Here is a 13,609-nt window from a genome sequence, read left to right on the forward strand (position 1 = left end):
GTGTGAAGCTCATGTCAAGCGTTTTGTAGTTTGCTTGTGCTGGCATTTGCTCTATTTTTGGCGTGTTAATCGCTTGGATTTTTATCGTTTTTTTTTGCTTGGTGTGTTGTTGATTTGGATTTATTTCTAGCTTTGGCGTGTTTAAATGAGTATAGGTGCTATCCTTTATTTCTGGCTCTTTTATGCGTATAGTAGGGGATTCTTGTGTGATGGTTTTTGGTTGCATTTGGGCTATATTATCTTCCTTAGAAGATTCTAAAACTTTTGGTGTAGTGGGTATCGCATTATCTCGTATTGTAACCCCCTCTTTTATACTAAAAGTCTCTGTTTTTGGCTGCTCTCTTTCTTGTGTCTTTGGTTTGATTAGATTTGTAGTTTTTACCTCTCGTGGTGGTATATCTGTGGTTTGCCAGTCATCTATTGTAGGTATTATCTTTGGAGGTTGAGTTTTTGCAAAGCTTTCAAGCGGATTTGCTTCACTCATTTCTTGCTTCAGTCTAAAAGTCATTGGAGAATCTGTGTGAAATGCTTGTTGGTCCTTTTGCTTTGGATAGAGATTTGCTTTTTGGAATCGCCTTAGAAGTTCTTCATCATTATTTTTCATTTGTGTGCGTGGTGTGTGTGTGATAGGTGAGATATTGCTATCATCGTATTGCTGATATGAGAGTGTTTGTGTCGTATTTATGTTGTTGCTAGGTTTTACTTGAATGCTAAACTCTTTAGAATCTTGTGGTGCTTCTTGTTTGTTTGTTGTTTGTGTGTTGCTAGATTGCATATCTTTGTTGTGTGCTAGATTCTCATTTTTTGCTAGATTTTGCATATTTGTATCTGTGTAACCATTGTTAGTATTTGTGCGTGGATATTCATCAAGGGCAGTCTCAAGCAATGGCTCACGATCTATATATTTACTTTTTGTCGTCGTGGCTTTCTCACTTAACTCTTGATTGACTATCTTTCTCTTTTCCCTTTGTATAGAATCTAATTTAAAATCAGTATATTTTGATTTGAGTTGCTGAAACATTCTCTTTGCAAAATTACTTGTGGCAGAATAAGCCATTTGCAAACTTCCGCCAAGATAACCTAAAATAAAAGTCGCTGTGCGTTCAGCAATAAGTAGTAATGCAGTGCTAATACAAATAAATGTAAGTATCGCAACCCCAAATAGACCAATATAGGGCGTTAGCACCTCTTGCAGATAGTTACCAAACTGACCGCTGTGAAATACAAGCGATTGCAAGAGTAATAGCCCGATAAAAAGCAATAAATACGCAAAGCTTAACTGAATCTTGCGAAAAGAATAACTTGTATCATCATGTAATCTATAAATAGGCAATAAAAGTAAAGGCAAATAAATGTAAGCAAGATAACCAAACATACCGCGATTAAAGTTTGCAAAACTATTGCCAAAGCCACCTATTTTAAAGAAACTATTTGACACTGCAGCACCGCTTAAAGCCGCATCAGGCGGAGTGTAACCAAAGATAGTTGCTAACCATAAATACAACACACAACAGCTAATGAAAACGAATATATAGATTTTTTTTATGATAAATCCTTGTTGCAACAAAATGTAATTTTTCTGTTAAAATTATAGCAATTTTTTGTCTTAAATGATTTACGATTTTTAGATTGATAAGGAGTTTTGATGCACGGAAAAATAACGCGTTATACCGCTACGACTGGTTCAGGCGTCATTATGAATGCTTCAAAAAAGATTTTTGAGCTAAAAAAAGATGGTTGGCATGATGGCAGAAATCGTCCAGCCGTTGGTATGTATGTGGAATTTAGAACAAATGATGGTGGCATTCAAGTAACCGATGCGCGTGCTTCAAAATATCAATCTTTTCCGCCTGATGCGCTTATTAGAGAGATAGACTTTTGGAAAAGCAATACTGATGAAGAGCTGCAAAATAAAGAATCTGAATTGCGCGCAAAAGAAGTGCAAAAGATTTTCGCACAAACAAATTATTTGAAATTAACCGAGATTGAAATTAATCGCAGTGTGCAAGATTGTATCAAGGAATTTTTTGGTACAGAGCTTAGAAGTGTGGAGTTTTTAAAAGAGCTTGATTTATCAACGCTAACGCCACTTATTAATTTCTCAATTAGCAAAAGATTCTTAAATAAGGCATTAGATCACCTTATCTTTTCAGATAGAAAACTCAATATTGATATGTTTGCAGAGTATCACTCAAGGCTTGGCACACTTGAATATTCTCATAACTTTTTTACAAAAAATGAGCTTAATCCAGAGAGAATCTTTGAAGAAGCATTTCTTGAATATCAGTTTAATTATAAAGGGGCAGTGCGTGCTGCAAATGGCATAAAAGAACGCATTATGCAACTTCAAAATAAAATCCGCACAACCGCACATGACCTAAAAATCCTTTATAAACGACTTGAAGCAAAAAAGGGCGATGAAAACGAGATAAAAGAAAAAATCGCAAGAATGAGGGCAAACTCCGATAAAGCGCATGAAGAGACAAAAACGCTTACAAAAGCACATGAGAATCTAGAAGGGCTATGCAAAAGTTTTGCAGAGAAAAATCTAAAAATCTTTGAAGCTGTGTTTAGAAAAACTATCAATATGCTAAGAGAAAAAACAGAAGAAGCATTAAATGTTACCGCTACACAGCTTGATAATCAGATATGGGAACTTGGCATGAAGTCAGTCTCTATACGCAATGTATTTTTCAAGCATGATATTAATGAGCCTTATTGCATGATGACTTTCTTAGGACAAACGATTAAAAAGCTTGATAAAGGAAAAATCACTGCAGCAAACGAACAGGCTATGTATAAATACTACACAAGCCATCAAAAAAACTATGTCAAAAAGTTTCTTATTTTAACAAATCAGCCAAAAGTAGAAGTCAATGTAAAAATTGACATTATGAGTCAAAGTAAAAATCATAATGTTGTGATTGCTAAAAAAGATTCACAATTTTTTGTCGCTGTAAATAAAGAGAAGTTTGAGGGTATTTATATTGATACAACAGGGTTGGATAAAACCGCCTTGCAACGCATTCTGGCTGACACTAAAGAATCCAAATATAATAAAGAGGCAAATATCTCGCTTATCACAAAAGAACAGATCGCTTCTATGAAGGAATAGAGTTTTTGGGAACGATTTGAAAGATAAAGCCCAGTCTTTTTTTTTGGCGAAGATAAGGCAAGGAGTTGCAATCTGAAAATTACGATTGTGGGTTGTTAGCTTTTATGCAAACTTTTTTATAAAAATATAGTTTCATAATATCCGGTAAATGTTGGCATCATCAAGCATATTTTGTGAGTTTATATTCCCAATTAATATCCAGATAGTATTTTAATAATGCGTATTTTTCTCCATATGAATTAAAACCTAAATGCTATATTCATAATATCTTATATCACTAAATACATGTTATAGCCCATGTTATAATGTATTTTATTTTTATATTTGGTATAACTAAAATATGATAGAATATTCTTCACATATTTTATATCACTACATTATATAAAATATATAATTTAATAACAAATATATAATTTAATAACAACTATAAAACAACATGCTACAATACAATTTTATGCTGTAATAAAAAGGAAAATTATGCAAACACTACTACTTTTTTCACACACATTTTGGAAGGATTCTAAAGCCAATAGGGTGTTATTGGAATCTGCTAAAACACTCTCAAATGTAAAGATTCATAATCTCAGTGAGACTTATAAAGATGGCGTGATAAACGCAGAATCTGAAATGGCGTTACTCAAAGATCCACAAAAATCATCTTTCAATTTCCGCTGTTTTGGTTTAGCACACCTGCACTTATGAAAGAGTGGCAAGATAGAGCTTTAACGCATATTTTACATGGTAAAGTTTCTAAAACCAATTGTTTTGCCTTTGTCTCGTCCAATGTGTTAAGTTGGTGTTTTCTTGTTATTATCTATCGCCTAAGCAATCACTTCAGCGTTAAGATTTTCCGCACCAATAAAAATCTTATCATCTCCTTTTTGTGGGCTTATTTCTAGCATTTTATAACTTCTTGTGTATCCACTTTTTGCCTTACTTTTGTTATTTTACGTCATCATCTTTTTACATGGATTATCATTAATATATACATCACATTTAATTTTTCTTTATTTTCATCTTTTTATTGAATTGGGTATTCTGCTCTGTAATAGTTTAAGTATATTTTCATGTCGTTTAGCTGTTTCAATCATTTTCTAAGAAAGATAGCAATATACAGCAATATAGTGTGTAAGCTGAATAGACACAAACGACTTAAATTATATCGAAAAAAGACTGAATTAAAATATAAGCTTATTTATGACTTTTTTAAACAATACTTATTTTAATAAGTATTGTTTAAAAAATATCTTGGCAAGATAGGTAATTATCAATTTATCATTGCTTTTACTAACATATCAAAAAATGCATTTTTAACAAAGCGCACCCCCCCCCCCCTGTAAATATGAAAACGCCAACTTTCAAACAAATTAAAATAATTTTTTAAATACATATCTACACTCCGCAGAGTTTATCTTGACTTTTTTATAAAAAATATTACAATAGCAGTAGCTTGTTATATGCATCCAATATAGGAACAGAGGCACACACAAAGGATACACATGGCACAGCCAGCTTACATAAAGATTGAAGGTTCTACTCAAGGACTTATTTCAAGTGGTGCTTCCACACCAGAAAGTATAGGGAATCGTTACCAATTAGGACACGAAGATGAAATTATGGCTCAAGAAGTCGCTCATATTGTAACCGTCCCAACAGACCCACAAAACAAAGCGGACAGCCAAGCGGACAAAGAGTGCATAAGCCATTTTCTTTTACTTGTTCATTAAATAAGGCTGTTCCACTCCTTTATAATGCTCTTACAAATGGAGAAAGATTGCCGATTGTGGAAGTTCATTGGTTTAGGACTTCTACAAGCGGAGGACAGGAGTATTACTTTACAACAAGATTAGAAGATGCCATCATTACAGATATTAATCTTGTAATGCCTAATGCGCAAGACCAAGACAATAACGACAAAACAGAACTTTTTAAAGTTTCTCTCAATTATAGAAAAGTGGTTTGGGAGCATATCGCTGCTGGAACAAGTGGGAGTGATGATTGGATAGAGACAAGGGTCTAGCCCCATTGTTTTTATGTGTTTGCGAGGGATTGCTTTTAGTTTTGCCTACCTTGTAATTACCTTTGGATAAAATTTAAGATAGCTTGAATCTGTGCGGTGTTTATCTGCACGATTAAGCTAAGTGTTTTATGCCTTGCGGTAAAATGTATTCATCTTAAGGACACCTCCTATGCCCATTCCACTCTTAGAATCTGATAAACTAGAATGTATCCATAAGGGTAAGGTATTATTACAATCTAGCATAAGCAATCTACTCTCAATCAATAATGCAGGTGCTATTACTTTACAAGATTTAGCACAAGTTAAGATTCTAGGCTGTCAAAATCAAATCTTAGGTGTATCTGCTCCTTGCACAAAACTCATAATAAGCATACCAGAATCTATTACTTCTACTCTCCTTGAAGTCAATAAAGAAAAGATTGTTCTAACAGAATATATTAATCAAGTCCTAACTGATAAAGGCTCTCCTTTATTCTTACAAGAAAGCCCTAAAGCAAAAGGATTATGTGAAATAGAACAAAAGCTAGATTCTCATAACCCACACAATGCTAATACAGAATCTAGCACTGCTATAAATGCAACAAACACAAATGTCAATGCAAAAGATTCTAATATGCGAGATAATGCAACAGAAAACAACACAAACTCCCAACAAACAAAGCAAATCCAAGAAAAACAAGTTTTAGAAATGTATTATTCCTATGGTGAAAATAAGCAAAAGCTAGATTCTATATCTAAACATACAGATGATATAAACTTACATATCATAACGCAAGGATATGAGAATGGAAAAATTATAGATGCGACATTGGAATTTCAAGGGGAATCTTTTCGAATTTCTGTAACTATACAAGATAATCAAGTTATCATTATAAATATTCTCAATAAAGTCTAAGGAGGGCAGAATGTCAAATGTCTGCAGAGTAAAATGTGGCAATATGGAAGCAAGTATTAAGATTCAAAGACCAAGTTTTGATTGTCTAGAAAAGAAGTATAAGGAAATAAGTGAGTTTGACATTAAAATTTATGAAAAGCGCAAAAAGGATTTATATAATGAATTATATAAATGGGCTAAAAATCAAGGAAAAAGTGATGAATTGGCACACGAATTCGCAAAGAACGAATCTTTGTGGCTTGTATCAATAGAATTTGCTGAACCTAGATATAAACAAGTGGGTGGAAAAGTAGAATAGCTATTTAATAGCGATCAAAGAGCATATGTAAATAACCTGTGCTTTGCGTATTAGCTATGCACTTAATCATAGCACCCACCCCATAAATACTATGGATAAGCAAGTTGTAGGAAGAGGTTATCAAGGAAAAGATAAGCAAACTTATTATTTAGGTGTCTTTGATATTATGAAGCTTTTAAAACTAAATTGGAAAGAATTGTCTTGGAAGAAATCCACTTACACTCAAATTATAGAAAAGATTAAGTATGGTTGCTCTGAAGATTTTTATCACAATATGACTTCAAAAGATGAAAATAGACAATTTTTCAAAGAATTACAATCCATTCAAAGAAAGGGTATTGTGGCGATGATTGGCACAGATGGATTGCGACATACAACCTTGTGGAATGGAAATGATTTTGTGGATACAGCACTAGGAGTAAGTGGCGATTTTCTTAATCACCCCACATATATAATACGAGAGTTATATTTTTGGGATTTACTATGAGGAGATTCTATGAAAAAATTTATTTTACAATATTTGGTTATGAGTTATACACTCATATATGCTTCAGACCCCTTGGCTATAGCTAACGCAATAACGAATAGAGAACAAACTTCTATCCTAGCTAAATGGGGATTGCAATATTGTTTGCAATATGATAAGGAAAATTTATTTAAACCCAATCAATATGGATTTTTGCGCGAAGATGTTGCTTTGGGCAAATTAGATTTACAAAAATATTTTGATGATAAATCTTTTTTTTAAAGAGCCTATGAATACTTATCGTTTTGATAGGTGCTTGAGCTTATATTGGTCAGAAGAGTATCGACTTAAAGTATATCACATAGTCAAAAAATACTGCGAGATATGTGAGTGAAGTACTGCGAAATAATTATTTACAAAACAATCAAGTTGCTAGCAATGTTAGCAATATTGTGAGTAGCAATAACAATGGCACAAATCAAACAAACACCGATCAAGAACATACTATTACAATAATCAACCAAACACAACAAAATAAAGATAACACCAACACAAATGCTATACAAACGTATTCTAGCAATAACAAAAGATACTCTTATACTCCATTCCTTAAAGTAGCCTATCCTATTGCAAGTGCAAGTTCTAAATTCTACCATACACCAAGAGCTGGATATGAAGTTATAATATTTTTCTTAAATAATGATATAGATAAGCCCTATATCAGTGGTAGTCTCTATAATAAAAGTAATTCTGTCTCGCCTTCTTTGCCCTTAGCTTCTCATCAAACAAGTTTAAGTGCAAGAACTCTTAATAGCTTACAAAGCAATACAAAGGAAGCAGAGACTACACACTCTCATTACAATCCATTAGAATCTAGATTAAACGAAATAACTCTCTCCAACATAAAAGACAATGAAGAAATCTATGTAAGAGCAGAGAAAGACTATAATGAATATATAAAGCATAACTTCTCTCAAAGGATACAAAATAATAAAGATTTTCTAGTTTTAGGAAGCTATACAGAATCTATTACTAAATATCATAAACAAGAAATACTAGGTTTAAAAGATGTCCGAGTTGGTGCAGAATACCTTACAAATGTAGTTTTATCTAAAGATACAATAATAGGACTTATCTCATACCTTAAATGTAGATGTAGATAATACGCTAAGAGTAGGAAAAAATTCTAGCGAATCTATTGGAGGGGATAAGAGTGTGGAGGTGGTGGGGAGTTTTACAGAATCTATACAGGGGGATTCTAGCAAGAATATAAAAGAAAATAGGAGTGAGGTTGTGGAGAACATTAAGTGTCCATAGTAATCAGAATCCACATGTGAGTGCCAATGATGAGTTAGCCCTCATCTCACAAAACAATCACTTGGTTTAAGGAGTGATGAGAATTTTACTATCAATACTAAAGACTTATTTGCCACAAGTAAGCAGGATATGAGCTATAATGCTAGCAATAGTATTATGCTCTGTGTTGGGGATTCTTCAAGTATTGAGATACATAGAAATTCTATAAGACTTAAGATAAAATACAATGAACTGATCTTAGATGAAAGCAGATTGCATATCAATACAAAAAATGGAAATAAAAAATGAATCTCTCCCTCCAACTCAAAGACTACAAAACCTCCAAAACTCTAGCTAATAAACAAATCCAACTCACTAATATAGATTCTAAACAAACCTATACACAAACAACAGATTCTAGAGGGTATGTAAGCTTTAGTAAGAGTCTAAAAAATGATAGAGAATCTAAGCATGAAACAATACAAACAGAATCCACAAGGCTAGAATCTAAAAGAGATTCTAAAAACAAAAGAATGAAGTGAGATTAGATTCTAATGGTGATGAGATTGTGTGGAGCATATTTTTTGGATTTAGCATTTATCATATTTATAATACTTTATTTGGAATGGTTTGCTTTTATGTTACAAATAGTGGTATAGGCTTTGAGCGTAGAAGGCTATTTGGAATCCAAAAAAAAAATTAAATTTGGAGAAGTTGAAGTAAGTATAGGAGAATATGAAGTCTTTGTTTTATGTAATCACAACGAAATCTTTATTGCCCCCCCCCTTTTTTTAATTCAAAAGGTTGGTATAGGCGAAAAAATACTTATCGCTTACATTTTTTAATTTTTTTCTTAAATGATGATGAGAAAATTTATGAGATATGGGATTTTATAAGAAAAAAGAGTAAAATAGCCTTAGAATCTAAAAGCATTGATACTCATTCTATGAACCTTAATATGTTTTTTATCCGTTTTATTAGGGAATGACTCATGAATCACAATAGTAACAACCCCAACACAGCAGGTATTACAATAGGCTTACCAAACTCTAGCAACAAAGGTTTTGAGTAGAGAGGAGGTTTCGGGGATAAGTGGATAAGTTGCCTAGAAACCCTAAAGAGTTTCGTAGAAAATTAGTTGATTCTAAAAAAGAGCTTGATGGACTATGGGAAAGACTAACCAAAAACACTAAAGAACTAGAGCCTAAGCCAATATGCGATACGGTTTGCCAATTTATCGACGAGAATTAGATACATTAATGTTAATAAATACCTGCCATATAGACAAACTCGATGAGATTCTTTTTATAAATACTCCAAATCCAACCTACATAAGCGAATACATTAATGTTATAGGATAACTCTTTTTAACAGGATATATAGATTTTGGCTCATATTGCAACAATGACAACCGCGATAAGATAGACTATCCCACCAATCTTTCCTATTACAAAGAGGATAAATACCAAGCGTGGATACACTTTAGGGATAATTTTTTTATGCCAATAGATTCAATAGGGACTTAGATGAGCTTGACACAACAGATGAGAGGGATATAGTCTTATTTTAGATGATGTTTCTTTTAGATGATGTTTCTTGGGATACTCCAAGATATTGGAGTCAGTATAATATTTGGGCAGCAAGAACCCCCAAAGGCACACAATACTTCAACAAAATCCTTTCCCTTAGATTCTATAATAAATACAAAGACTTAGAAGTGGATATAGATTCTAAAGGTGATATTGTGCGTTAGATTGGAGAGATTAATAGATGAGTTGCAAAGAAATATCGACTTATTGTAGCCCTAGTAGCAATATAATACTTTATGACATAAAGAAACAATGTTTCACAATTGAAAGAGAAGAGAATATTACCTTTAATGTTATGTTTGCAAACTTTATCATGACTTGCAGAACATACTAGCAACTCTCATAAAAACTCTGAGAGTTGCTGATTTATTAATCAAAATCAAAACTTTAAAGATAGAGAACAAACAATAGTAATAGATAATATTTTACAAGTCAGGCAAGAAAGATGTAAAAATTACCAACTATCCAATATAAAACTTGTCAAAGGATTCTCTTGGAAAGATATATTATAAAAAAAATTATTTTTCGATGATTATTGGCTTGTGCTTTGTGGTTGCTTTAATGCCTATTAGAATCTTGTTTAATATAGACTACTCCCTAATTTATGATATTTTGGCGGTGTGTTGCGGGTTTGTAGTAGCAATTATTTTTAGCAGTTTGACAAAGTTTAAAGCCTTGTGTATAGCAATTCTACTTTTTACACTATATTTTTATTTATTTAAAATCCCTATGATGTCGATAATTATCACATTAGTGGCTTTGGCTTTTCAAGTTTTGAGTTTATAATTGCTCAATATAATAAAATTACCCATCATTATCTTGGGCTTTCTTATATTGGCATTTGTGGCATATAAAAATGGATCTATGAGACTTGCATTTTTCTTGCAATTCGTATTTTTGTGGCATATATTGTGGTTTATATTGTTGTGTATAGCCCTTAAGATTCTAAAGAAATAATAAAATTGTAGATATGAGATTAAGTTTTTCTATGCGCAAACATATAAAATTATATCCCACACATTATGAATGGGAGAATAGATTTAAATTCTTTTAGCTTTAGATTCTAATGACAAGGCGGTTTATGGATAAAAGTCCATTGCACTCTTTTTAAGTTTTTTATTTCTAGTCGCTATCAATTTTAGTATAGGCTTATTGGTTGCTGATTATGGCATTAAATTACTGGACTTTATATCCCTTGAATTGTTTAATAAGAAAGATTTATATGTTTGACACAAGAAGTAGTGGATTTGGTATTTTATGTGGTATTCAATCGCAACAACATTTTGGTTACTCTTTGCATACGGTATTCGTGATTAAAAGAGAATACTTGTATCGGCGATATATTCATCTATATTGCTATCCATTATATCAAACACCACATAGGAAAATTGCGTGATTGTTTATATCTTGCATCAGTAATGTTTATCTGCGGCGTGAGAATTATAACATTGATTCCAATTTGCACTACAAGTTTTATTGCTTCATAATTAGATTTTAGCTTGCCCTGTATCTTGTTAAATCCTAAGTATAGTTTACTAGATTTATATTCTTTGGTTTTTTGTGTTTTGTTTGAATGTTGGTTGTTGCGGCATATTGTGTTTTACTTAGCTCAAAGTTACTCTCACTTAAATTATCCCTACCCACTATAAAGATTAGTTTATCAATGCTTGTTTCTTATCCCATACTAACTCTATCTATTTTTAGAGAACCTTTAGAATTTATTGTGCCTTTTGCCACTACTCTTTGGATCCATGATTATAGATATAGATTGTTGTGTTTTTAATGGATTGCCTGTCTTAGAATCATAGCATTTTTGATTTGTAGTCTCAAGGGGATTGTATTGATTAAGGATTATATAAGGTTTCTTTAGAATCTTTTTGTATGTTTTGAAAAGGCTTATAAAATTTTGTATCTCTATCTGAGTAATTAGGAAAGATTAGTATTAAAAAGGATTGTTTTGAAATAGTTACTACAAATATTGTTGCTTCTTTACATAGATTCTATAATTCCTAAATTTAAAAAAAATAGATATCATTACGAATTCGATAAGTTTGATTAAGTTTCTACAAAATATATAAAACGAGTTAAAACTATAACAACAAAAATTACAAAGGACAAATATGAAAAAGTATGTAATGTGTTTTATCGCATATTTTGCCCTAATTAGTGTTATAAATGCTCAAACGCTTACTTTTTTAGAGCTTAATCCACAATATAAGCCATACATGGAACATGCGGTATTGCAAAATTATATGCAAGATTCTATGTTATTAAAGCAGTTAAAACACAAATGGAAAAGGCGTAAGGATTTGCGTATCCGTGTATTTGGAGATTCCCATGTTGCAAGTGATTTTATCACAAATGAGTTGCGAAGTATATTGGGAAATATTAATGCCATAGGTTTTACCTATCCGCTTATGCCCTCATATCATCAAACCTTGCTTTTAGAATATCAAAATGATGGCTTTTTAGTGTTAGATTCAAGAAAACCTAGCGATTATACAGACTATCCTATGGGCGGTGTGATAGCCTACCCAGAATCTTTACCAGCAAGTATCAAGCTTAGCATAAATCCAAAGCAAATCCGTGCTTGGAATAATAACTTTATCGCACAAATTGTATTTAAAAATAATGACACAAAAGAGGCATTAAGGATAGAAGATGCAGATTCTAAAAGTCATATATTGCGTGCAGATAAAAATGATACTTGGGAGATTGCGAATCTAAAGCTTAGATTTCCTATCACTATTCATGCTTTAAGCAAAGAGGTAAAACTTGGGGGTTATTTTATCTATAAGGAAAAAGAGAGCAATATTATCGAGCATTTGGGGATTAATGGGGTGCGTTCTGATATTTGGAAAAAGTGGAATAAAGAGATTCTAGAAAAAGAATTGCAAGTGCTTGATTATGACATTATCATGCTTTGTTATGGCTCAAATGATGCAATGTATAATGTGCTAAAAGAAGATCGCTTTATTGAAAATTATAGAGAGTTTATATCTATGCTAAAAAAATATAATCCAAATGCAATTATTATTTTAATGTCGCCACCGCCGGTATTACTCCCTGTTGATGCTTCAAAAAAGCGATATAAGAGTGCAAAAACCTTTATGCCGGTAAAAGAGGCGATACTAAAGGTTGCAAAGCTAGAGAATATCATGCTATTTGACATTGATGAATTTATTGAAAAAAATGGCACAAAACCCGCATGGACCGAGCTTAATCTATCAAAACAAGATGTGCATTTAACCCCGCAAGGCTACAAACTCATCGCACATGGAATCTATCAAGCCCTAATCAATACAATAAAAGCAAATTAGGCATAATATAGGAGAATATGATGCAGCACATTGACTATGACATACAAGCCATTATATCGCAGCCACACATTGCAGAGCCACTAGAAAGATTCAGTAATATCTTGCTTCAATGGGCAAAGATTCATAATCTAACCGCGATAAAAGATTCTAAAGAGCTATATCATCAAATAGCAGATAGCTTGCTTCCTATATCATTTTTAAAGCCATTTCATACCTGCATTGATATAGGTAGTGGAGCTGGATTCCCTGCTTTGATTCTTGCGTGTTATTATACTGATAGCAAGTTTTATCTATTAGAGCCGCGTAAGAAAAGAGTATCATTTTTAGAAAATGCGATTATTAGCATGGGCTTATCACATGTCAAAGTGATTGCAGATTACTCATATAATGTGAAGGATATAAAAGGGGATTTAATCACATCTCGTGCAGTGTGTAGAAGTGATACTTTAGTGCGTGATAGCAGACATTTATTAGAATCTAGCGGACATTATCTGCTTTACAAAGGCACAAATACTGCAAATGAAAAAGATTTATTAGATGATATGCAAACACAAATCTTTACAAACACCAATCGTACGTATATTTATGCAAGTTTTGTTTGAGATTGTTT

Annotated in this window: 12 protein-coding genes and 3 pseudogenes; 14 read left to right on the plus strand and 1 reads right to left on the minus strand. The window is 32.4% G+C overall.

All coding sequences use genetic code 11. The features are described from left to right. Nucleotides 1–1,111: 1,111 nt before the first annotated feature. A pseudogene (locus C6H08_RS12630) lies at nt 1,112–1,567 on the minus strand (DNA translocase FtsK 4TM domain-containing protein); the annotation flags it as partial. 78 nt (nt 1,568–1,645) lie between these two features. Between C6H08_RS12630 and C6H08_RS01660 the strand changes: the two are divergent. The 14 genes and pseudogenes from C6H08_RS01660 to rsmG all read left to right on the plus strand — a co-directional run bounded on the left by C6H08_RS01660 (nt 1,646) and on the right by rsmG (nt 13,601). Continuing rightward, the gene (locus C6H08_RS01660; protein WP_034565513.1) at nt 1,646–3,115 is read left to right on the plus strand and encodes a hypothetical protein; all 1,470 of its coding nucleotides are present in this window, start codon (nt 1,646–1,648) and stop codon (nt 3,113–3,115) included. 477 nt (nt 3,116–3,592) lie between these two features. Continuing rightward, the gene (locus C6H08_RS11720) at nt 3,593–3,817 is read left to right on the plus strand and encodes an NADPH-dependent FMN reductase family protein (protein ID WP_233708431.1); all 225 of its coding nucleotides are present in this window, start codon (nt 3,593–3,595) and stop codon (nt 3,815–3,817) included. Next, nucleotides 3,787–4,014, plus strand: a complete 228-nt coding sequence (locus tag C6H08_RS11725; RefSeq protein ID WP_233708442.1) for a hypothetical protein — start codon at nt 3,787–3,789, stop codon at nt 4,012–4,014. Before C6H08_RS11720 ends, C6H08_RS11725 begins: the two co-directional genes overlap by 31 nt. 600 nt (nt 4,015–4,614) lie before the next feature. Beyond that, nucleotides 4,615–5,135: pseudogene (locus tag C6H08_RS01670) on the plus strand (Hcp family type VI secretion system effector). A gap of 169 nt (nt 5,136–5,304) precedes the next feature. Then, a complete protein-coding gene (locus tag C6H08_RS11435; protein ID WP_194145871.1) occupies nt 5,305–6,030 on the plus strand; it encodes a hypothetical protein in 726 nt (241 codons plus the stop codon). Nucleotides 6,031–6,040: 10 nt separating this feature from the next. After that, nucleotides 6,041–6,328, plus strand: a complete 288-nt coding sequence (locus tag C6H08_RS01680) for a hypothetical protein (RefSeq protein WP_080732241.1) — start codon at nt 6,041–6,043, stop codon at nt 6,326–6,328. 43 nt (nt 6,329–6,371) lie between these two features. Next, nucleotides 6,372–6,815 (plus strand): T6SS effector amidase Tae4 family protein, encoded by a 444-nt coding sequence (locus C6H08_RS01685; RefSeq protein WP_233708432.1) that lies wholly within the window; start codon nt 6,372–6,374, stop codon nt 6,813–6,815. Nucleotides 6,816–6,824: 9 nt separating this feature from the next. Further along, nucleotides 6,825–7,076: a hypothetical protein gene (locus tag C6H08_RS01690; RefSeq protein WP_034565521.1), complete on the plus strand. Its 252-nt coding sequence runs from the start codon at nt 6,825–6,827 to the stop codon at nt 7,074–7,076. A 104-nt stretch (nt 7,077–7,180) separates the two neighbouring features. Continuing rightward, nucleotides 7,181–7,957, plus strand: coding sequence for a bacteriophage T4 gp5 trimerisation domain-containing protein (locus C6H08_RS11440; RefSeq protein WP_194145870.1), 777 nt, complete (start codon nt 7,181–7,183; stop codon nt 7,955–7,957). Nucleotides 7,958–8,395: 438 nt separating this feature from the next. After that, nucleotides 8,396–8,632 carry a hypothetical protein gene (locus C6H08_RS01700; protein ID WP_034565520.1) on the plus strand — a complete coding sequence of 79 codons (237 nt, stop codon included), beginning with the start codon at nt 8,396–8,398 and terminating at the stop codon, nt 8,630–8,632. Further along, nucleotides 8,629–8,793 (plus strand): hypothetical protein, encoded by a 165-nt coding sequence (locus tag C6H08_RS11730; protein WP_233708433.1) that lies wholly within the window; start codon nt 8,629–8,631, stop codon nt 8,791–8,793. Before C6H08_RS01700 ends, C6H08_RS11730 begins: the two co-directional genes overlap by 4 nt. Nucleotides 8,794–9,328: 535 nt before the next feature. After that, nucleotides 9,329–9,843 (plus strand): annotated as a pseudogene (locus C6H08_RS11735) (hypothetical protein); the annotation flags it as partial. A gap of 1,956 nt (nt 9,844–11,799) precedes the next feature. Further along, the gene (locus C6H08_RS01715; protein WP_034565519.1) at nt 11,800–12,999 is read left to right on the plus strand and encodes a GDSL-type esterase/lipase family protein; all 1,200 of its coding nucleotides are present in this window, start codon (nt 11,800–11,802) and stop codon (nt 12,997–12,999) included. Between the two features lie 20 nt (nt 13,000–13,019). Next, nucleotides 13,020–13,601: a 16S rRNA (guanine(527)-N(7))-methyltransferase RsmG gene (rsmG, locus tag C6H08_RS01720; RefSeq protein WP_158656785.1), complete on the plus strand. Its 582-nt coding sequence runs from the start codon at nt 13,020–13,022 to the stop codon at nt 13,599–13,601. Nucleotides 13,602–13,609: the final 8 nt, after the last annotated feature.

The organism is Helicobacter bilis, assembly GCF_900198365.1.
Taxonomy (GTDB): Bacteria; Campylobacterota; Campylobacteria; order Campylobacterales; family Helicobacteraceae; genus Helicobacter_A; species Helicobacter_A bilis_B.